The 19,616-nt window shown below is 55.1% G+C and carries 20 protein-coding genes and 2 pseudogenes; 8 read left to right on the plus strand and 14 right to left on the minus strand.

Annotated features, from left to right (window positions below):
• Positions 1–2 precede the first annotated feature (2 nt).
• Genes ACZ1HV_RS06075 through ACZ1HV_RS06085 form a run of 3 tightly spaced genes read left to right on the plus strand, consistent with a single transcriptional unit; the run spans position 3 to position 2,907 of the window.
• Positions 3–851 (plus strand): sugar phosphate isomerase/epimerase family protein, encoded by an 849-nt coding sequence (locus ACZ1HV_RS06075; RefSeq protein WP_298958604.1) that lies wholly within the window; start codon positions 3–5, stop codon positions 849–851.
• Entirely contained in the window at positions 848–1,486 is a 639-nt protein-coding gene (locus tag ACZ1HV_RS06080; protein ID WP_472717595.1) for a nucleoside/nucleotide kinase family protein, read from the plus strand. The genes ACZ1HV_RS06075 and ACZ1HV_RS06080 overlap by 4 nt, the downstream gene beginning before the upstream one ends.
• Entirely contained in the window at positions 1,483–2,907 is a 1,425-nt protein-coding gene (locus tag ACZ1HV_RS06085; RefSeq protein WP_472717596.1) for an FGGY family carbohydrate kinase, read from the plus strand. Before ACZ1HV_RS06080 ends, ACZ1HV_RS06085 begins: the two co-directional genes overlap by 4 nt.
• A gap of 132 nt (positions 2,908–3,039) precedes the next feature.
• On the opposite strand, the gene ACZ1HV_RS06090 is transcribed toward ACZ1HV_RS06085, so the two are convergent.
• Complete coding sequence (locus ACZ1HV_RS06090; protein WP_472717597.1) at positions 3,040–3,270, minus strand: hypothetical protein; 231 nt, start codon at positions 3,268–3,270, stop codon at positions 3,040–3,042.
• A 263-nt stretch (positions 3,271–3,533) separates the two neighbouring features.
• Here ACZ1HV_RS06090 and ACZ1HV_RS06095 point away from each other — a divergent pair, with 263 nt between their 5' ends.
• The 5 genes and pseudogenes from ACZ1HV_RS06095 to ACZ1HV_RS06115 form a co-directional block, all read left to right on the plus strand.
• Complete coding sequence (locus tag ACZ1HV_RS06095) at positions 3,534–4,562, plus strand: helix-turn-helix transcriptional regulator (protein WP_472717598.1); 1,029 nt, start codon at positions 3,534–3,536, stop codon at positions 4,560–4,562.
• A gap of 236 nt (positions 4,563–4,798) precedes the next feature.
• Positions 4,799–5,467, plus strand: coding sequence for a cysteine hydrolase family protein (locus ACZ1HV_RS06100; protein ID WP_472717599.1), 669 nt, complete (start codon positions 4,799–4,801; stop codon positions 5,465–5,467).
• Between the two features lie 70 nt (positions 5,468–5,537).
• Positions 5,538–6,452 carry an urea transporter gene (locus ACZ1HV_RS06105; RefSeq protein WP_472717600.1) on the plus strand — a complete coding sequence of 305 codons (915 nt, stop codon included), beginning with the start codon at positions 5,538–5,540 and terminating at the stop codon, positions 6,450–6,452.
• Between the two features lie 70 nt (positions 6,453–6,522).
• Positions 6,523–6,891: a cupin domain-containing protein gene (locus ACZ1HV_RS06110; RefSeq protein WP_472717601.1), complete on the plus strand. Its 369-nt coding sequence runs from the start codon at positions 6,523–6,525 to the stop codon at positions 6,889–6,891.
• A 239-nt stretch (positions 6,892–7,130) separates the two neighbouring features.
• Positions 7,131–7,335: pseudogene (locus ACZ1HV_RS06115) on the plus strand (hypothetical protein); the annotation flags it as partial.
• 339 nt (positions 7,336–7,674) lie between these two features.
• On the opposite strand, the gene ACZ1HV_RS06120 reads toward ACZ1HV_RS06115, so the two are convergent.
• The 13 genes and pseudogenes from ACZ1HV_RS06120 to ACZ1HV_RS06180 form a co-directional block, all read right to left on the minus strand.
• Positions 7,675–8,325, minus strand: a complete 651-nt coding sequence (locus tag ACZ1HV_RS06120) for a peroxiredoxin (protein WP_472717602.1) — start codon at positions 8,323–8,325, stop codon at positions 7,675–7,677.
• A gap of 307 nt (positions 8,326–8,632) precedes the next feature.
• Positions 8,633–9,328, minus strand: a complete 696-nt coding sequence (locus tag ACZ1HV_RS06125) for an RraA family protein (protein ID WP_472717603.1) — start codon at positions 9,326–9,328, stop codon at positions 8,633–8,635.
• Positions 9,328–10,020 (minus strand): alpha/beta fold hydrolase, encoded by a 693-nt coding sequence (locus ACZ1HV_RS06130; RefSeq protein ID WP_298816195.1) that lies wholly within the window; start codon positions 10,018–10,020, stop codon positions 9,328–9,330. The genes ACZ1HV_RS06125 and ACZ1HV_RS06130 overlap by 1 nt, the downstream gene beginning before the upstream one ends.
• On the minus strand, positions 10,017–11,150 hold the full coding sequence (locus ACZ1HV_RS06135; protein ID WP_472717604.1) for a cobalamin-independent methionine synthase II family protein: 1,134 nt from the start codon (positions 11,148–11,150) through the stop codon (positions 10,017–10,019). The genes ACZ1HV_RS06130 and ACZ1HV_RS06135 overlap by 4 nt, the downstream gene beginning before the upstream one ends.
• A 50-nt stretch (positions 11,151–11,200) precedes the next feature.
• Positions 11,201–12,166: a cupin domain-containing protein gene (locus ACZ1HV_RS06140; protein WP_472717605.1), complete on the minus strand. Its 966-nt coding sequence runs from the start codon at positions 12,164–12,166 to the stop codon at positions 11,201–11,203.
• 30 nt (positions 12,167–12,196) lie between these two features.
• Positions 12,197–13,165: a nuclear transport factor 2 family protein gene (locus tag ACZ1HV_RS06145; RefSeq protein ID WP_298982584.1), complete on the minus strand. Its 969-nt coding sequence runs from the start codon at positions 13,163–13,165 to the stop codon at positions 12,197–12,199.
• Positions 13,152–14,183 (minus strand): LacI family DNA-binding transcriptional regulator, encoded by a 1,032-nt coding sequence (locus ACZ1HV_RS06150; RefSeq protein WP_472717606.1) that lies wholly within the window; start codon positions 14,181–14,183, stop codon positions 13,152–13,154. Before ACZ1HV_RS06150 ends, ACZ1HV_RS06145 begins: the two co-directional genes overlap by 14 nt.
• The gene (locus ACZ1HV_RS06155) at positions 14,183–14,950 is read right to left on the minus strand and encodes an SDR family NAD(P)-dependent oxidoreductase (RefSeq protein ID WP_298816186.1); all 768 of its coding nucleotides are present in this window, start codon (positions 14,948–14,950) and stop codon (positions 14,183–14,185) included. Before ACZ1HV_RS06155 ends, ACZ1HV_RS06150 begins: the two co-directional genes overlap by 1 nt.
• Positions 14,947–16,002, minus strand: coding sequence for an ester cyclase (locus tag ACZ1HV_RS06160; RefSeq protein ID WP_472717607.1), 1,056 nt, complete (start codon positions 16,000–16,002; stop codon positions 14,947–14,949). The genes ACZ1HV_RS06155 and ACZ1HV_RS06160 overlap by 4 nt, the downstream gene beginning before the upstream one ends.
• The gene (locus ACZ1HV_RS06165) at positions 15,999–16,631 is read right to left on the minus strand and encodes a glutathione S-transferase family protein (RefSeq protein ID WP_472717608.1); all 633 of its coding nucleotides are present in this window, start codon (positions 16,629–16,631) and stop codon (positions 15,999–16,001) included. The genes ACZ1HV_RS06160 and ACZ1HV_RS06165 overlap by 4 nt, the downstream gene beginning before the upstream one ends.
• Positions 16,628–17,937, minus strand: a pseudogene (gene hisD / locus ACZ1HV_RS06170) (histidinol dehydrogenase). Before hisD ends, ACZ1HV_RS06165 begins: the two are co-directional and overlap by 4 nt.
• Positions 17,927–18,616 carry an ester cyclase gene (locus ACZ1HV_RS06175; protein ID WP_472717609.1) on the minus strand — a complete coding sequence of 230 codons (690 nt, stop codon included), beginning with the start codon at positions 18,614–18,616 and terminating at the stop codon, positions 17,927–17,929. Before ACZ1HV_RS06175 ends, hisD begins: the two are co-directional and overlap by 11 nt.
• Positions 18,613–19,614, minus strand: coding sequence for a nuclear transport factor 2 family protein (locus ACZ1HV_RS06180; RefSeq protein ID WP_298816177.1), 1,002 nt, complete (start codon positions 19,612–19,614; stop codon positions 18,613–18,615). Before ACZ1HV_RS06180 ends, ACZ1HV_RS06175 begins: the two co-directional genes overlap by 4 nt.
• Positions 19,615–19,616: the final 2 nt, after the last annotated feature.

Raw genomic sequence — 19,616 nt, forward strand, 5'->3', positions numbered from 1 at the left:
CCGTGGAAGGTTTCGGCGTACATACAAGCATGTGGACCATGCATTGGGACCGCGCGGGCGCAGAAAGAACAATACCGGCTGCCGCGGCCTACAAAATGGATTTCATCGAGATCGCACTTCTGGACACAAGCGTCGTCGACGCGCAGCACACACGCGATCTGCTGGCCAAGCACGACATGCGGGCCGTCTGCTCGCTGGGTCTGCCGCAGGAAAACTGGGCCTCGGTGAACCCGGACGGTGCCATCGAGCATCTGATCGATGCAATGAACATGACCAAGGCTATGGGCGCGGAAGCGCTGTCTGGAGTGACCTATGGCGGGATAGGCGAGCGCACCGGCGTGCCGCCAACCCAGACCGAATACGACAATATCGCCCGTGCCCTGGAGGCCGCGGCGAAACATGCCAAGAACCTTGGTATCGACTTCGGGATCGAACCGGTGAACCGTTATGAAAACCACCTGATCAACACGGGCTGGCAGGCGAAGGACATGATTGAGAAGGTGGGAGCCGACAACATCTTCATTCACCTCGACACGTATCACATGAACATTGAGGAAAAAGGCGCGGGCAACGGGATCCTCGATGCGCGTGACCATCTGCGTTACATCCACCTTTCGGAAAGCGATAGGGGAACGCCGGGCGAAGGGACCTGCGACTGGGATGAAATCTATGCCACTCTGGCGGCCATCGGCTTCAAGGGAGGATTGGCGATGGAAAGCTTCATCAACATGCCGCCCCAAGTGGGATACGGCCTTGCTATCTGGAGGCCTGTCGCCAACTCTTTCGAGGAAGTGATGGACAAGGGCCTCCCCTTCCTGCGCAACAAGGCAAAGCAGTATCGTTTGATATGAGCGTGGAAATCTCAGAAGCCGCCCTGGCAGACCATCTGCTGGGCATGACCTCAGGGCAACGCATCATCTGCGCGGTTGCCGGTGCACCCGGGTCAGGCAAATCGACACTGGCACAATCCCTTGTTGATCGCATGAACGCAGGCCAGCCCGGTATTGCTGAAGTGTTTCCAATGGACGGGTTTCACTATGACGACCTGTTTCTCGTGCCGGCTGGCCTGCGTCCGCGAAAAGGCGCTCCAGACACCTTTGATGTCGGCGGGCTTGCTTCCATGCTCGCCCGGCTCCGTGACAACAAAGAACCGAACGTGGCAGTGCCCGTTTTCGATCGGGAGATCGAAATCGCACGTGCCGGAGCGCGCCTGATTGACAATTCGGTTCGTATTCTGGTGGCAGAAGGAAACTACCTTCTTTTGGACAAAACTCCTTGGAAAGATCTGCTTCCCTTTTTCGACGTCACGGTATCGTTGGACGTTCCTGAAAGCGTACTTCGCAAAAGACTCAGCGAACGCTGGCAGGCTTTTCAGCTTAGTGAGGCCGAAATCGATGCCAAAGTCGAGGAGAACGATCTGCCAAATGGACGGCTTGTTCGGGAGCATCAAACTTCAGCCAACTTCGTAATTCGATATCGGGAATGACCGGCAAGGGCAAAATCGCGGTCCTCGACGTTGGTAAAACCAACGTTGACCTTTGGGTAGCGGATCCAGCGGGACACTTGCTTGAGAACCGGTCGACGCCGAACAAAGTATCGGACGGCCCTCCCTGGCGGCACCATGACCTCAAGACACTTGGCGATTGGTTGGGAGAAACGCTTGCAGCTATCTGCCTGCACCACCCGATCGAGCTCCTGATACCGGTCGGACACGGCGCGGGAGGCGTTCTTGTGGGTGGGGACCCTGCAGCCGAACACATGGGCGCGATGCTGCCCATGATTGACTATGAAGAAAGCTGCCCGGAAGACATCAACACTGAATATCTCGGCATAAGCGGCACATTCGAGGATCGCGGAAGCCAGGTGATGATGGCCTCAACCCACGCGGCGCGGCAACTGCTTCTTATGCAAAGGGCAGATCCAAAAACCTTTGCAAAGGCAAGCCACTATTTGAACATTGCCCAGTACTGGGGATGGTGGCTGACCGGCGTCGCCGCTTCGGAATTTTCTGCCATGGGGGCTCAATCGCATCTGTGGAATGTTCCTCGACGACAGTGGAGCCCCATCGTGGATGCCCAGAGCTGGCGCGGGCTTATGCCCGACTTCCGGCCGGCATGGTCAAAACTCGGCAATATTCGCCCCGAGTTGCAGAGCCGATACGGCTTGCCAGACACCATTGGCGTTCTGACCGGTGCTCATGATTCCAGCTCGAACTTTTACCGTTACATTGCCGCTGGACTTGAAGACTTCACACTGGTTTCGACCGGAACCTGGGTCGTTGCGATGTCGAGGGAAGCCAACACGGCAACACTCAATCACGATCGAGGCACGACAATTAACGCCGACATGAGCGGAATGCCTGTTGGCGGTGCACTGGTGATGGCAGGACGTGAGTTTTCGGCAATTGCCGGCCCCACCTGGCACGGCGACGGCGCGAAGCTTGAGGCGCTCGCCCATATCGTGAATCAAGGCACTTTGGCCCTTCCCAGCTTCAGCAACAATGACGGTCAGTTTCCCGGCAGCGCCGGCCGTGGCAAAATTATTGGGCCGATGCCGGAAACCGCAGCAGACCGAACGGCTCTCGCGGTGTTGCAGGCTGCCCTGCTGACGGTCAACTGCGCGGATGTTCTGGACGGTGGTCGCCGCTTGATCCTCGACGGCACTTTTTTGAAGGAACCTTTATATGCGCCACTGGTCGCAGCTCTGCGCCCCGATGACAAAACAGAGCTGTCAGAAGAAAAAAATGGTGTCGTGATAGGTGCGCTTTGCCTGGCAGCACAAGAATTGGGTGGGCAGCCCATTGATCTCAGTCTGAAACCGGTGGAACCTGCGGCTATTCCAGGTCTTGCGACCTATGCCAGTGACTGGCGCACGGCCGCCGAAGAAAACGCCAGCGAGGCGCGATAACCAGTTTCACGTTCTCAGCCATCACGACAGAGCCGACGAGCCGACGAGCCGACGAGCCGACGAGCCGACGAGCCGACGAGCCGACGAGCCGACGAGCCGAGTGATGCGCTACTGACGCTTTAAAGCGCAACTTCAAAAGAGTGGTGCGTATTTCCAGTTATCTGCATCAGGAGTGACTTCGTCGAGTTCATAACCTGCTCTTTGCAGACGCTTGGCGATTTCCAGGCCGTCCTGTGCTGCCTGGTCGACATACTGCCGGCCGATCATTTCGTATTTGGCAACCCCATGTCCGCGCACCAGATCCAGACCATAGTTGTATCTGCCAACCGGGTCGCCAGCTTCGGCGGCGCGGCGGTCCTTCAACAGCTTGACATGCGTGGAATGGCGCCAGACTGCACCGTATCTCCAATTGAGTCATTGCAGACATGGCTTACTGAAAAAGATGAGGTGTCACAGCCGACAAAGGATCAGTACGGATAGAGTGCGATGCGTTCGGATACTCTATCCAAATCAAAGAGTAACCACGCGCCATGATTGGATAATACTTGCGCAGGGTTGTAGCAATGTAGATTTCGCAACTTTTAAGAATCGGATTAAAGTAGCGCTGTTCGATAGGGGTGGGCGCTATGGATAACAATACAATTCCCACGTTTCGGTTCGACGGTGCAGATATTGGACGCCAGTTCTGCTTTGATGCGTGGCGTGAAACGCTTCGCTGTGTCTATGACGTTGAACCGCTAGAGGATGACGCAAGCGATTCAGTTCGCTTGGATGGCTGGCTGTTGGACGGTCTTATCTTTTCAGAAGTTGCATTCTCTAAACAGTCATTTAGCCATCACGGTAAACATTTGCGTGATTCAAACTATCTGAGCTTGCAAGTATATCGTTCCGGCAGCTCAAAAGGCATCTCGGCAGATGGAACGTGGTCATTGGAGCCTGGCCAGGTTCATATTTTTGATTTTTCAAGAGAGTTTCATTCTGTAGCTGAAAAATCAGTGGTCTCTGGGGTGACGATTCCACATGAGGCCGTCGGCTACGATCCGGCAAGATTTCCGCCGCACATTATGTTCTGTGGAAGTTCCGTGATTGGTAGTTTGTTGTTAGATGCTTTTGATAGCATTCAGCGCAATCTTCCGGGATTACAGCAAGAGGAAGGAATGGCTTTGGCGCAGGGCTTTTCTGGCCTTGTTCGTGGCATTCTCGCCCCAAAAACGATTGACCAATCATCGGCGGCAAAGAAATTTGCGATCGAACGGCGTGTAGCGATGCGGTCCTATCTTGACAGTCACTTGTCGGACCCAGACCTTGGGATAGGGGATCTGTTGCGGGCGTTTGGTGTGTCCCGTCCCTCAATCTATCGCGACTTTTGTGATGTCGGTGGCGTGACGACCTATATTAACTCGCGTCGTCTCGATCGTGCTTTCCATCAGCTAATAGCTACGCCGCCATCACACGGTCGCGTCAAAGAAATAGCCAACCGGCTTGGATTTAATGATGCAGCACATTTTAGCCGGTTGTTCCGCCAGCGATTCGGAGTATCACCTGGCACTGCAATGAAAGGCCGTCCGAAGGCCAGCGCGGATTCTCTAAACTCAGATCAGTGCAGTTCATCCTTCGCAAGTTCACAGCTAAACGATTGGTTTGGCGTTTATTGATAAATAAAAACCCCTTGCCGGAGATGCGTCTCAACAAATAAATTTGAGACTTATGTCCATTTTTTTATTCTTTTAGTTTGGGCACACTTAACACGTGTCATGGACACTATTTGTGTGACTAGGAAGTAACTGCTTCGCCAAAAATCGAAAAAGCCTCCATTGATCGCTCGGCATACACTCCGTGGTGACGGGCCTTGGGCGGCAAATTAAGAGAAACCATATTAAGGAGTGGGCTCGTGACAGCAATTGATGCCAAGCCGTTTCCGTACCATTTCGATATCGATCACATCGCTTTGGTTTGCATAGACATGCAACGAGACTTTTGCTTGCCGGGAGGATTTGCTGAATCGCTCGGAAACAATCTTAGCAATATACAGCCATGCATTCCGGTCATCGCTAAGCTCCAGGAGGGCTTCCGCAAAGCCGGCCTTCCAGTAATCCACACAAAGGAATGTCATAAACCGGATCTTTCTGATCTACCGACAGCCAAGCGTAACAGGGGTAATCCGAAGATAAAGATTGGCGATCCTGGACCCATGGGCCGCATTCTAATTGACGGTGAGGAAGGGTCTGACTTCATTCCTGACTGCCAGCCACTTGAGCATGAGCTGGTCGTCGCGAAGCCCGGAAAAGACACTTTCTACGGAACCAATTTCCACGAATACCTTATGAGACGCAATATCACCAATTTGATTATCACGGGCGTAACAACCGAGGTTTGCGTGCAGACCACGATGAGGTGTGCAAACGATCGCGGGTATGACTGCCTTTTGGTGGAAGACGGTACCGACAGTTTTTTCCCTGAATTCAAGGAAGCTACATTGAAGTCTGTAGTGGCTCAGGGCGGCATCGTTGGGTGGACCTGCTCGTCTGACAAGATTCTGGATCATCTCGCAACACTATAAGGCTCTGACCGCTGAGCGGATAAGACCGTTCTCGAACGACCGCATTCCTGTGGAGGTTGTGGACCAAGAAATGATCAAGCCAATTGACATGGTTGTTTTGAGAGTTGAGCCGGGCCAAGTTCCGTATTGGCGCTTGGTCCTGCGCGGTTGTTCGCAATTATGCTTTCAAACCAACGAGCTAACCGGTTTGTTTTTTCTGGCGGCAGTTTTCGTTGCGTCGCCTATCGCCGCAGCTTACATGTTCACTGCGGCAACCATCGCACCCGGTGCCCGTATGCTTCTCGGCGATCGTGGCGAAACGCTAGAAACTGGCTTGCCGGGCCTCAATCCGACTTTGATTGCAATCTCATTGCCCGCCTTCTACCAGACCGGCTGGGCAAATTTCGAGATGTGGGGCGTGCTTGTCTTTTGCGTGATTTGCGCGGTTTTGCTTGTCAAATTACTTCTTTTACTTCTTCCTTTTCCCATACTTGTCTTGCCTTTTTTGATCATCTTCTGGCTTCTGGCTGCTGCGGCGCCTCACATCGAATTCCTTGAGCCGGTCGTTGTTCCTGCAGAGTCCACGGCGCAGTTCAAACCATTGGTGGCTGTAGTGCTAAGTTTGGGACAGGCGTTGTTTTCACCAACAATCCTGTCAGGATTGCTCTTCCTCGCCGGCATCCTCGCTAGCAATTGGAGGCATGCCGTGATCGCGGTCATCGGCGCGCTTATTGGTACGGTGGTTTCCTACTATTATCGAGAAGTGGATCCCGTAAGTATCAATTTAGGCCTATATGGGTTCAATGGCGTGTTAGCGGCAGTGGCAGCCTACGTTACTTGCGGAGCAAAGCTGCGGCTAAGCATTCTTGGTGCGCTGCTTGCAACAATACTGATACCGGTCGTTACCGACTTTGGTGTCCAGATGCTCTCGGCGCCTTTTGTACTCACGACTTGGCTTTTGCTCTTGCTTGGGTGGGCCGAAACCAAATGGTTCAATGTCGACTGAGCCAACGGGGCGTCTGATGTCCAAGACGCCGCCCCTCCCTCAACACCTTTAAAAAGAAGGGAACTGAGACATGTCCAATTTGGATTCTGTGACCGTACTTCCTGATCTGATTCAATACGCAACGAAGTTGAAAGATACGGAAGATTGGGTTGCTTTCCGCCCGGGAGTAACGGCTCACTGGCTCTACAATGAGGGAAATGGTGGCCCTGCTGCCGTATTGTTACGCTACGAACCAGGCGCGAGGGTCAATCTGCACGAACATATCGGTTACGAACATATATTTGTCATCGAAGGAGACCAGTTCGATGAATTTGGTAGTTATCCGCAAGGCACCTTTGTCATCAGCCCGCCTGGCACAAGACACTCTCCAGGCAGCAAAAACGGCTGTGTGGCGCTGCTGATTTATGAAAAACCAGTGCGCTTCATTGAGGAACAGTGACAGGATCGCGTGCTTAGCCGCAAATGGAAACTTGTTAGGTCCTGTTGAGAAAGTGGATTCCCAAATCAGCTGAGCTGTAATTCAAGGCTCTCTTTTAGGTGGCAGTTTCAGCACGTGGTGATTTGACAGACTTAGAATGAGATTTAATCGAAACACTGCTTCCTTCTAAGCGGGGCCGAAAGTCTCGCCCGACTTAGGAAAACCGCAGGGAAACGATGCCTTGCAACTCCCGAGCCTGCAAAGACAGAAACCGGATCGAGCTCATGTTCTACAAGGTCAAACAGTTCCGAAGATTTGCTACCCGGTATGACAAAAACAAAAACCTTTGCCGGGCTCCTCAACCTTGCAGCCGCACAAATCTGGTTACGTGAATTTGTCAACTGGACACAGTCTGAAACCGGTGGAACCTACGGCTATTCCAGGTCTTGCGACCTATGCCAGTGACTGGCGCACGGCCGCCGAGGCAAACGCCAGCAAGGCACAATAAGCGGTTTTTCATTTTCCGGTATTGCGACATCACGACAGAGTTCACTCGCCAAGTGATGCGCTACTGACGCTTTTGAGCTCCACATTAAAAGCGAGGCGCATATTTCCAGTTGTCTGCATCTGGCGTGACCTCATCAAGGTCATAACCTGCTCTTTGCAGACGTTTGGCGATCTCCAGACCGTCACAGCTTGAGTTAGGCAAAATGGATCGCCGACACATTCGAACGATTCAATCGCCGATGAGACTGCGATCGGACGCCGGAACGGCACTCTTGAGCGCTGTTCCGGCAATTGGCGTTAGGCCGGAACCTTGGTTTTGCGCAGGTACGGCAGAACGGTCTCGAAAGAACCGAACTTTGCCTTGGCATCTTCGTCACTTACGGTCGCCGGGATGATCACGTCCTGGCCAACTTCCCAGTTGGCCGGTGTTGCAACACCCTTGCCTGTTGTCTGCAGTGCATCAAGCGCACGCAACACTTCGGCAAAGTTACGGCCGACAGTCATCGGGTATGTCATCGACAGTTTCAGCTGCTTGTCCGGTCCGATAATGAAAACCGAACGCACAGTCGCGCTGTCCGCAGGTGTACGGCCATCCGGCAGATACGCTTCTGACGGCAACATGTCGAAGGCCTTTGAAACTTCCAGCCCCTCATCGGCAATGATCGGAAATCCGGCAGCGGCACCGCCAACCTTTTCGATATCGGCTTTCCACTTCTTATGATCGTCTGCGCTGTCTACCGACACGCCGATCACCTTCGTGCCACGCTTTTCCCATTCCGCAGCAAGCTGCGCCACTGCGCCGAACTCAGTCGTGCACACCGGGGTAAAGTCTTTGGGGTGACTGAAGAGGATAGCCCAAGTGTCGCCGATCCAGTCATGGAAAGTGATCTGACCATGGTCGGTTTCAGCGGTGAAATTCGGAACAATATCGTTGATGCGAAGCGACATGTGATGTGTCCTTTCAGTCTTCGGGGATCAGGGGCGGAAGGCGGATGTTCAGTCCTGCGTGATGAGCTCAGCTTGATGTTTAGTGCATGTTCGGCACTTGGTCCAATGCGGCAATGAGTACCTGTACAGACAAAAACGCTGCCGCACTGAAGTGCCCAAGGAACTGGCTTTGGTCCGTTTCCCCTCGATATGCTTTCTCAGCCAAACACTTTCAAGGAACCAGTTGCGCAAAGACGATGATTTAAGAGCGCTCGGCCGATTTGAACCAGCAACGGCAGCCGAGACCCGTGAAGAGAATCCAATAGTCTCACGTTCGCGCCTTTTCGAACGCGGTCCATGCTGCTTGAAATTTCTCGAAATTGAACCCTGGTTCGCGTGCAGGGCCCAAAACCAGCATTTCAGTCTCAAGGAGCTTTCGGATGGCGCCGGCAAGGTTCGGCATGACCGCGTCCGGTATCACAAGTGCACCGTGGCGATCTGCGTGCACAAGTTCACCGGCGTGAATTTCAAGGCCGAAGATCTTCACAGGAGTGTCGATTTCTTTCACATGCACATATCCGTGGCTGGGGCCAATGGATCCGGCGACAACTGGAAACCCTTCTGGCAAGTCACCGAGGTCGCGCATGACGCCATTGGTGAGCGTGCCGGCCAGATCAAACCCCTTGTGTACCGTCGTGTTGATCTCGCCCCAGAAGGCTCCAATTGCATTTGGATAGTCGAGGTCCTCGACAACTGTAATCGCCGGGCGTGGACCTTCCGACATATAGCGGTAGTAGTCCATCCGCCGAGCCTTGATAACTTCAGCCGGCTCTGTTGGCGGCGCCAAGGCGGAGATCTTTGCCGTTCTTGCGATCCCGACCATTGCACCATCCTCTGGTGCGGAACACAGCATTGTGCCGCGCGTGAAACGATTGAAACCGCGCCGCCCTTCGGCGACTTCAATTGCGTTGCAGACAGTCGGTGTGTCGACGGATTTCAGGAGGTCGATGAGATCAATGTCCATCAGAGTTCCAGCCAGGTTTTGAACGCCTCATTGACAGCGTCAGGTTGTTCAAGTGTCGGGAGATGCCCAGCGCCCTCCACGATCGTCAATGTCGATCCGCTTATGAGGTCATGCATCAGTTCATGTCGATCGAGCGGGCAAAGCCTGTCCTCGGCACCCATGAGAACGAGGGTCGGACATGTGACCCCAGCCAGAGTGTCCTGCTGATCGGGCCGTGTCTGCAATGCCCGCGACTGACGCTCGAACACACCAGCACCAAGATCCAGCGCCATGTCCATGCACAAGTCCAGGACATCCTGACGGCGCGGTCCGTTCGCCAGATAGTTGGGCTTCAATTCGTCTCTCATGACGTCCTTGAGGCTGCCGGCCCGAACCTTGTCTATCTGCGGTTCCCGGCCTTTCTTGACCTCATCAAGTTCGGCACGCGGATTGGTGTCGAGCAACGCAAGCCGGACAACGCGCTCAGGCGCTTGGCGAACGACTTCCATCGCCACAATGCCACCCATTGAAAGGCCGGCGAGCGCGAAGCGAGGAGGAGCATTTTGCAGGAGATCTTCCGCAAGCTCGCGAACGCTCTCGTGCCCGGTCACGGGCGCCAGATGTAACGGCACTTCACCGGACAATTCTGCTATTTGCGGCCCATAAAGGCGCGCATCACACATCATGCCGGGCAATAGAACCAAAGGGGTCACGCACGCTCTCCAGCGATGGCAGCCCCTTCAGCAAGAGCGCCGAGCTTGGCATACGCAATCTCAGGATCAACGGCGCCAAAACCTGCAAATGTCCCGAAACCACAATCGGAGCCTGCGATCACCCTGTCAGCGCCAACAATGTCGACAAACCGGTCGAGACGCTGTGCAACGGCCTCCGGGTGTTCGACAAAATTCGTCGTGGTGTCGACAACACCCGGCACAAGGATCTTGTCTTCGGGAATTTCTGATTTTCGATCCCGGAAGACGCTCCATTCATGCGCGTGGCGCGGGTTCGACGTTTCGAAGAGAACATACCTTGCACGTGCGGACATCAGCGTGGAAAAAACCTTGTCCATCGAAATATCGCACACGTGCGGTCCTTCGTAGTTGCCCCAGCAAATGTGAATACGCACATTCGCCGGATCAATGTTCTGAAGGGCATGGTTCAAGGCCTCGATATGGCTTGCGGCAATCTTGATAAACTCTTCGTCGGACAGGTCGGTGAAGAGCATGTGCCGCGACAGGGCGAGGTCGGGACAGTCCAACTGCAGATCGAGCCCTGCTCCAACGATTGTCTCGTATTCCGCTTTCATGACCTCGGCCAGGGCTTCAAGGTAAGCCTCACGCGAAGGATAAAAGTCATTCTGCAAAAAGAGTGAGATCACACCAGGAGACGCTGCATTCATAAAGCCGCGCTCGACCTCATTGGCTGCCATCGCCGCCTTCAGATTGGCGATGTCCTTTTCCAGTTCCCCCTGCCCTTTTGAACGAACTTCACCAGTGCACATTGGCCGGGCATATTTTGGAGTGCCGCCGCTTTCTGCGATGCGTTTCAGGAAGCTCGGATAGAGCTTCAGATCCGCAGGCGCATTGCGCGGACTGTCACCTGAAAAGCCGGTGTATCGATCCTTCACGTAAGTTGCGTAAGATATCTTGGAAGTCTCGCCGTCGCTCACAATGGAGACACCGGCGTCCACCTGTTTGCGCACGGTTTCATTGACGGCTTCCGTCATTGCCGCGTCAAACGCCGCAGTTTCATAGTCGTCACCATTTTCCCGGGCGAATATGTAGTCGACGACTTTTTGCGTGCGTGGCAGCGATCCCACGTGCGTGACTTCGATTTTGCTCATGTGCATTTCCCCCTTGCGGAACAGGTTGACCTGTCCTTCAAAACCCTTGGTCAGCCAATCCAGGTTGGACCCGCGGGGTCGTCTGTGTTCATCACTCTGAAGAGGCTGGCTTCTCCGCTCATCGAGGGTTCCAGACTATGCTCCAGTTCCGGCGGAACAGCGCAGGTGTCCCCCGGGGCCAGCACCTTTTCGCCGCCCGTCCAACTGAGTTTCCAATGGCCACGCATGACCATCAGGATCTCGTGGCAGTTCAGCCTGTAAGCGGTTTCGGGGATCGATCCGCGGGTCAGGAATTCGACTTCAAAACCTGGCTTGTCCTTGAGCAGCGCATTCTCACCAATCACCTTGCAAGGATTGCCCGCCGCAAGCGCCATCATGTCCCAATACCGGGCGATATAATCCCGAACGACAATGTCGTTGCGCGGTTCCGGAAACGCCTTCAGCTCTTCTTCACTCAAGAGCGGCATCGGATTGACTTCAGCAGGCAGAGACTGACCCATTTTTGTGTCATAAAGGACGCCGTTTTCCCCCAGCACAAGGCCATGATCTGCGGCGTCTTCGATGACCTGCGGCGCCCATGTCACCCCTCCGCCGGCATCGTCACCACCCAGGATCGCCATGATCATTCCGTAGTCCGTGCCGATATTTTCAAAGCCTCGGAAAATCCCGGTGGGGATATTGAAGATGTCGCCTTCTTCAAGCACCATTTCTCCGGCCTTGCCCCAGCGGCCCCAGAAGAAACGCCACCGCCCTTTCAAGACATAAAAGACTTCGGCCGTTGTGTGCGAGTGAAGTGAATTTCGGCATTTTGGCGGTTGTCCGGCCGCACCGATGTTAAAGCCCGGTGTCTCCTTGATATGGACGTGCTGGTCCGGGCTTTCGGAAACACCGCCACCAATGATCGTGAAGTTTTCCTTTTGATCGGACCCGGGTGTATGAGCATCGATAAAGGCCGTACGGCAGGGTTTCAAATCGCCGTATCGGACGATCCGTGTTTCCATTTGTTCAGGGGTCATGACGGAACCTGTTGGTGTTGCGGCTGGCTATCAGCCTGTTTTCAGGACAATCTGTTTCCAGATCGCCGTTTCATCAAAAAGTACGTATTCCCGGCGCAGACCCCATGGACCGAATTCGGCATGTGCGGCACCCATCACGTGGACGTCGGCACCAGATGGTTCGCCGAAGGCACCCCAGCCGTCATGGGTGCCGTGGAGCGACCAACGCAGCGCCGCGCGCGGCGGCATCATCGGGTCATCGCGGCCAATCTGATGCTCGATCTTGAATTCTGCGGACGGAAAGCTTGCACGCAGCCCCATCCAGAACCGGTCTGCATCACTCCAGGAACAACCGGCAACACCACCTGGATAGGCAAGCTGGCAGGCCCGATCATATTCGGCTTCAATTGCTGACATGTCGGCGTTCATAAGGCGGGCCAAAATGTCGGCGTATTTAGCGCCCCACTCATTGTCATTGCCCTTGCCCTTGTATGGGCCCGGTTGATCAATGGCAGGCGTGAATGGCCGCACGCATTCCTTTGGGCCACCCTCGCGAGTGATGAGGTTTCGCGCATAGTCCGCCGGATCCCATCCCATCTGACGCACGATCGCACCCTGGTCCCGGATCAGCCACTCGTCATTGATCTGATTGTTGATCGCGTGGCAGTCGGCAATGATCCGGTATTGCAGTTTCTTGCCGCTCGCCTTGCCGTAGACACCGTCCCCGAGATGGGTCGCTGTTGAAATGATCCGGTGAGACGACAGCATGCCTTCTTCAGGTGAACCGGACCAAATGACATCTTCGCCCAGAAGCGTGCGATTGGGAAATTCGGCAAGTGTCGCCATTGTCGCCCCGATGACGTCCTGGTTGCCTACAACGAGTGAACCAGGCGAACGAACGACGATATCGTCAGAATAGTAGTGATGAAGCGTGGCGATCTTTCGCTCTTCCCAGATCTCCCGGGTGATCCCGATAATGTAGTCGGGAAAGTCCTTCCAGCGCGGGTCAAAGCCTTTCATTCGGCCATCCTTCCGGTACACGTGCGGACCCGCGGATCATGAGCGGCCCATCTATCTTGATTTTCTGAACGTCCTTGCTGCCTTCCTCGATCCAGCCAAGCAGCGTGGAAACCGTCGCTTCCACCATCCGGTTGGAAGGCTGGCGCAACGTTGTCAGGTCGTAGGCGGGCCAGGACGAAAGAGGCACATCATCGTAGCCAACGACCGAAACATCGCCCGGTACATCCAGCTTCAACTCAAACCGCAGGACATCCATGACAGCGAAAGCCATGTGATCGTTGCCGACGAAAACCGCGTCAGGGCGATCACCGCCCTTGAACATGTCGAGCGCTGCAGCGGCAGCGGTCTCGCGCCTGTACATTCCGTCAACACAGGCCAAAAGTTCCTGACCGGCTGCTTCCAACCCGGCACGGAAGCCTGCTTCACGGTCTCGCCCCGTTGAAGACCCAGCCCATCCGGCAATATGCGCTATGCGCTTGTGACCACCGGCCACAAGGAATTTGGCAATCTTTCGGCCGCCCTCGAAATTGTTGGAGGTCACCTGATTAAGGCGCTCGTCGTCCTGTCCACGGTTGAAAAGCACCACCGGAACCCCGGCGTTTGAGCAACGTGAGGCAAGCTCGTTCGACATGCCGACCGAGGCGGTGATGATGCCGTCGACCTGGTAGTCGAGCAATTCACCCATCACCTTGTCGATACCAGCATCATCATTCGACACCATGAAAACCAGAATGTGATATCCGTGTGCCTGAAGGGCATTTGAAAGCTTTTCCAGAGCGTCCGGGTAGAACTGGTTTTCCAGATAGGCCACAACGAGGCCGATGATGCGAGAGCGCCCCGTGATCAGTGAGCGGGCGAGAACATTTGGCCGATACCCAAGTTCTTCAGCTGCCTTCAGGACCTTGTCCGCCATTTTAGGAGACACGGAGGCACCCGGTGTGAAGACACGGCTGACCGCCGACTGGCTGACACCGGCATGCCGCGCAACTTCAACGGATGTGACTTTTTCGCTGCCCATCAGTCTGCCGTCCAACCTCCGTCAACCAGAAGGGAGGTTCCGGTCACGAGGGACGAGGCATCACTTGCCAGATAAAGCACTGCGCCCATGATGTCTTCCACAACACCAGTGCGACCCAGCTTGATCTTTTGTTCGATCCACTTGACCCGCTCGGGATTGTCGAAGGTCTGTTCGGTAAAAGGTGTTCGTATGAAGGTTGGGCAAATAGTATTGACCCGCACCTGTTTCGGACCGAATTCCAGGGCCATCGCCTTGGTGAACCCTTCAACTGCAAACTTCGATGCGCAATAGACAGCACGATCGATGCCACCTACATGGGCCATCTGAGATGACATGTTGATCAGGGAACCGGGTCTTCCCGCCTCGATCAGCCCCTTGGCGACACACTGCGTGATGAAATAGGCCCCCCTGAGATTGACATTCATCACCGCGTCAAAATCTTCAGGCGTGGTTTGTGTCGCCGGGGTGTGCCTTGCAAGGCCTGCACTGTTTACAAGCACGTCAAACGGCCCGTGTCTTTCCACGCTCACCTGCACTTCCAGCACATCGGCAATATCGAGCTGCAAGGCAGATGCCTTCCAGCCTCGTCCATTGAGCGCTGAGACTGCCTCTTTCAGCTTTTCCTCACGCCGGGCAGCCAGGACAACCTCGCCGCCAGCTTCCGCCAATGCTGTGGCACAGGCCAGCCCGATACCGGAGGAAGCACCTGTAACAAGGACGCGTTTACCGGCAAGAGAAAAACTTGGGGTGGAAGGAAGCTCGATCATTGAAAGGCCACTCCGGTGTCTGGGTCAAAACCGGCGCGGGCCTTGTTGAATTCCCGGAGCCTCTGGAAAACGTCAACACCGAGCTGCGCATAGGCGTCCAGCAGGTCGACCAGCACCCAGTTTTCACGGATCAGGCCGTTCTCCAGTCTCCAGAAATCCAGACTGCGCATGGTGATCTTCTTGCCAGATGGGGCAATTCCCATCCAACCGTCGTGCGAAACGGTCTGGATCATGTTCGGCCAACCAGTCACGGCGGCATAATTTCTGTCGCCAAAGAAGTGATACTGGACCTGATCCACGTATTGTCCACGGTCCGGCATTCCGTTCAGGAAGGGGATCTGGTGCCATTTGCGAAATCCCTCGATGCCGCGCCCAGTCCCGATACCGGAAGGACCGTACCAGCTCATCCTAGGGTGCCAGAACCTTGGCATTTCCATGACTTCATGGCCGCCTTGCGACGGATGCCGCTTCATGTATGTGAGCATATCGATAATGTGCTGACAGGTGACTTTGCCGGCACCTGCGTCGTAGGGACCTGGTACGATGCCATCGGCAGTGGCAGGGCCCGGCACTTGCCACTCTCGACCAAGGCTTGGAGCCATTGGCCAGGCGCTGGCCTGCATCATGACTTCCGGAATGTCCCAAAGCGCCTGAAACTCGACCACCTTGCCGTCGGCAAAACGAAAAAACTCATGAAAACGCATGGCAACCTGGTGCCTGGTCGCCGGGATATCGAGCCATGGATTTTCGAAGGAACCGGTGTAATACCCACCGCATCCGACCCAGTCATTGCCTTCCGGTGTCGGGCCGGCCATCACGATGGTATCCCGGCGCTCCAGATCAGGTATTGCCTTGAACAAGGCCGCATAGGCCTTGTCATAAAAAGCGTCGCTTCCTGTCGTTTCGCCAATTGGATGGCAAAGACGAAACACGGCATCCGGAGAACAAAGCTCGGTGAGTGCCTTGCGGACACTCACCTCCTCAAAATCGTACATCGCTTCGCGCAAGGAGGCGATGCGCGCTTTGTGCTGCGTATGCGTGTCCAACGTCATGCGCCGGGCACTTTCATCGGCCAGAAGTCGATCATGACATTCTTCTGATAAGCAGGCCGTTCACACAGTCTGTCGTAATAAGCCTTGAGCCCCGGCAGGTCCGCGCGGTCGAACTCCAGCTCATAGTATCGGTACAACAGACCGCCGATCTGAAAATCGGCAAGGTTGAGCGCATCGCCGCCGATATAAGTGCCCTTTATCAACTGTTCGACAATTGTCATGGCTTGTTTGAGAGCTGCCTCGGCAGCGGCGATTGCGTCTGAGTTCCGGTCTTCGACAGTGGTGCGCACGAACTGTATGAAAATGGTCGGGATGAGCGGCACATAGATGTGCTGTCTCGACATATCCGCCCAGCGCTCGATCTGCGCTGCAGCCATGGGATCGGTGGGATGATCGCCATATTTGCGCATCAGGTACCGCAATATGGTCATGGCCTCAGAAAGGGTTTCGCCACCATCTTCCAGCACGGGCACAAGGCCCAGCGGGTTCATTGAAAGAAATTCCGCAGTGTCGTTGCCGCCGAACGGCCCGCCGACATCAAGACGCTCATAAGAAAGGCCCAGTTCTTCCAGGCACCAGACGACGGGCTGAACATTGGCGGATGTCAGGCGTCCATGGACTTTTATCATTCTGCTGCTTCTCCATAAGGTACATTGCCGCCTCCATAGCGGCGCACCCGGATATTGGCCTGTTCGGCATGGCCAACGAAACCCTCAAGCATGCAAAGACGGGAACAATAGGCACCAATTTCAGCTGCAGCCTCGTCCGTCAGTACTTTTTGGTAGGAGTGCGTCTTCAGGAACTTCCCAACCCAGAGACCTCCTGTGTAGCGGCCTGCCTTCTTTGTCGGCAGCGTATGATTCGTTCCGATAACCTTGTCACCATTTGCAACGTTGGTACGGGCCCCCAGGAACAGCGCACCGTAACAACTCATGTTTTCCAGGAACCAATCGTCCCTGTCCGTCATCACCTGCACATGTTCGGAGGCAATATCGTCAGCGACCGCCAGCATCTCTTCGTAGCTGTCGCACAGGACAACCTCGCCATAGTCTTCCCAGGATTTCGCTGCAGTCTCTGCTGTCGGCAAGATCTCAAGGAGGCGGTCGATTTCCGCCAAAGTCTCTGTGGCAAGCTTGCGGGAGTTTGTGACGAGGACAGCCGGGGAATTATAGCCGTGCTCTGCCTGCCCCAGGAGATCCGTCGCGCACATTTCCGCATCAACTGTTTCATCCGCAATGACCATAGTTTCTGTTGGTCCTGCAAAGAGATCGATCCCGACACGGCCGAAGAGTTGCCTCTTGGCTTCGGCGACAAATGCATTTCCAGGTCCAACCAGCATATGCACAGGGTCAATGGTTTCGGTCCCGATCGCCATTGCGCCGACCGCCTGAATACCGCCAAGCACGTAGATCTCATGAGCACCACCCAGATGCATGGCCGCGATGACCGCAGGGTTAGGCGCTCCTTTGAAGGGGGTGTCGCGGCAACGATACGTGGCACTTTCGCCACGGATGCGGTCGCGACGGACATATGCGCTGAAGCGACCATCGGAAACTTGCCGCCCGGCACATAGCAACCGACCGACTGCACCGGGATGTTCTTGTGACCGAGAATGACACCGGGCAGCGTTTCCACCTCGATGTCGAGCATGGAATCGCGTTGTGCCTGAGCAAATTTCCGCACCTGCTCTTGCGCAAATTTGATGTCAGCCATGTCGCGTGGCGACACTTGATTCATCAAGGCTTCAATTTCAGACGGAGACAGGCGGAAGGACGGTGGTGCATAATTATCGAACTTCTCTGAAAGCTCGCGCACGGCGGCGTCGCCTCGTGTCTCGATTTCGTGCAGCGTTCCCTCGACGATTGAACGAACCTTGGCGTCATCCTCAGACCGTTCGGCTTCAGGCTTGCCACGCTTGAGATATTCAATCGCCATGTTTCTTCCCTTTCAAAGCGCCGGCGAAGGTCTTGTTCCGGCCTTCTACCGCTTGCGCAAAATTGTCAATTCTCAATTTGCATACGTATGCAGAACAATCAAGACGCTTATTCAGATTGCTCTGGAAGTTGTCTGCGGCCCGGTTAGGCCGCCTTGCCAGGAACGGGGGTTGACGGTCTCCGCGGTCGAAGGCCTCCCACCCTTCCCCGTTGAAAACATCTATTCCGAGCTGAGCCAGGACATGCGGAAAGTCGACCATGACCCAGTTGTCGACAATCTTGCCGTCTACCACTTTCCAGAAGTCCATATAGCGGATCTCAACCCGTTTTCCGGTCGGCTCGACGCCCATGAATGCACCGGAATGTGTTGCTTCCTGCCTCCCGAATGCAGCCGCCCACTCGCCCATGTAGAGCCGTGCTTCGTCCACGCAAACCTTTTCCGAAAAGGCCGCCTGAAACGGCTTTTGCCAGTTGTTCTGAAATTCCTTAAGTCCGGTTTTGGTGCCGCAGCCGGTGTTGCCGAGCCAACGGAAACCTTCGGAGAAGAATTCTCCAATGTCGGCGATCCGGTGGTCGTTGAGGCCATCTACCATTGTCTCGATGACACGTTTCGTCTCATCGGTTTTGCTCATATCCGTATCGCGGCTCAAAACAGCCTGTTCAGGACGAGATCCCTTCATGTCCGGCCTCTGTTCATTTCTTCAAAAACATCAAAACCCATCTGCAAAAGCACGTGTGGCACATCGACAAAGACCCAGTTCTCCATCAACTTGTCACCTTCGCGCCGCCACCAGTCGCACACGCGCATATAGAGACGATCTCCTTTGGACGGCTGCCCCAGAAATGGCTTCGCCTGAACCGCGTTCAGTGACGGCCATCCGCCCGAGCAGACATAATTGCCGTCGCCAAAACGCGTGAAATGCCGGGTGCGGCTGCCTTCGACTGCTCCGCCGATCCATTCACTGAATGTGTTCTCGAAAGGCACCTGAAATCCGGCAAAACCTTCCAGACCCGCAAAGCTCCCGAAGGCTGCGGGGCCATACCAGAGCATGTTTTCGTGCCAGTACGGCCGCCACTGTTCGTCCTTGGTCGCGAGCTTGCGCAGCATGTGCGTAACCATCTTCAAGGAAACCGCACTTACCGCCGGATCATTGTGGTGCCACTGCAAACCATCCTGGGTCACAGGGCCGGGCAGATACCCGGTATATCCGCGGGTTGCTCCCGGTGAAACGGCAATTGGCCATTGACTGGCCGCAATCATCAGCTCTGGGATATCGAGATAGATGTAGCTCTCGACAGCGCGCCCATTTTCCATTCGGTGGAATTCCCCAAACCGGAGATAAGCCAGCGCTCCCGTCGGTCTGATGCCAAGCCAGGGTGACTTGAAATTCCCAAAATAGTAGCCTGTCGAAGTTACCCAGCCTGCCTCCTCAAAGCTTCCACCGAAAGCGATATAGTCGGACCGCCCAAGTCCGCTGAAAGCTTGTTTGAGGGGCCCCAGGAACTGATCGACATAGTTGCCCGGTCCGACTATCTCGTTCAAAGGATGCACAAGATTGATGACCGCATCTTCAGCGAAAAAACGATGCGTTGCTGCAACTGCCCCTCCGGCATGTCCCAATCTGCAGGCGTCCACATACGCCTTCAGGGCAGCCTTGTTTGCCGGTATGGGGGACACCT

It is taken from the genome of Roseibium sp. JB4-4, from assembly GCF_055693425.1.

Excerpts from the sequence above, each read along its gene's own strand:
- ACZ1HV_RS06080 (WP_472717595.1), top strand. The coding sequence starts at position 848 with ATGAGCGTGGAAATCTCAGAAGCCGCCCTGGCAGACCATCTGCTGGGC.
- ACZ1HV_RS06085 (WP_472717596.1), top strand. The coding sequence starts at position 1,483 with ATGACCGGCAAGGGCAAAATCGCGGTCCTCGACGTTGGTAAAACCAAC.
- ACZ1HV_RS06095 (WP_472717598.1), top strand. The coding sequence starts at position 3,534 with ATGGATAACAATACAATTCCCACGTTTCGGTTCGACGGTGCAGATATT.
- ACZ1HV_RS06105 (WP_472717600.1), top strand. The coding sequence starts at position 5,538 with ATGATCAAGCCAATTGACATGGTTGTTTTGAGAGTTGAGCCGGGCCAA.
- ACZ1HV_RS06110 (WP_472717601.1), top strand. The coding sequence starts at position 6,523 with ATGTCCAATTTGGATTCTGTGACCGTACTTCCTGATCTGATTCAATAC.
- ACZ1HV_RS06120 (WP_472717602.1), bottom strand. The coding sequence starts at position 8,325 with ATGTCGCTTCGCATCAACGATATTGTTCCGAATTTCACCGCTGAAACC.
- ACZ1HV_RS06125 (WP_472717603.1), bottom strand. The coding sequence starts at position 9,328 with ATGGACATTGATCTCATCGACCTCCTGAAATCCGTCGACACACCGACT.
- ACZ1HV_RS06135 (WP_472717604.1), bottom strand. The coding sequence starts at position 11,150 with ATGAGCAAAATCGAAGTCACGCACGTGGGATCGCTGCCACGCACGCAA.
- ACZ1HV_RS06140 (WP_472717605.1), bottom strand. The coding sequence starts at position 12,166 with ATGACCCCTGAACAAATGGAAACACGGATCGTCCGATACGGCGATTTG.
- ACZ1HV_RS06145 (WP_298982584.1), bottom strand. The coding sequence starts at position 13,165 with ATGAAAGGCTTTGACCCGCGCTGGAAGGACTTTCCCGACTACATTATC.
- ACZ1HV_RS06150 (WP_472717606.1), bottom strand. The coding sequence starts at position 14,183 with ATGGGCAGCGAAAAAGTCACATCCGTTGAAGTTGCGCGGCATGCCGGT.
- ACZ1HV_RS06155 (WP_298816186.1), bottom strand. The coding sequence starts at position 14,950 with ATGATCGAGCTTCCTTCCACCCCAAGTTTTTCTCTTGCCGGTAAACGC.
- ACZ1HV_RS06160 (WP_472717607.1), bottom strand. The coding sequence starts at position 16,002 with ATGACGTTGGACACGCATACGCAGCACAAAGCGCGCATCGCCTCCTTG.
- ACZ1HV_RS06165 (WP_472717608.1), bottom strand. The coding sequence starts at position 16,631 with ATGATAAAAGTCCATGGACGCCTGACATCCGCCAATGTTCAGCCCGTC.
- ACZ1HV_RS06175 (WP_472717609.1), bottom strand. The coding sequence starts at position 18,616 with ATGAAGGGATCTCGTCCTGAACAGGCTGTTTTGAGCCGCGATACGGAT.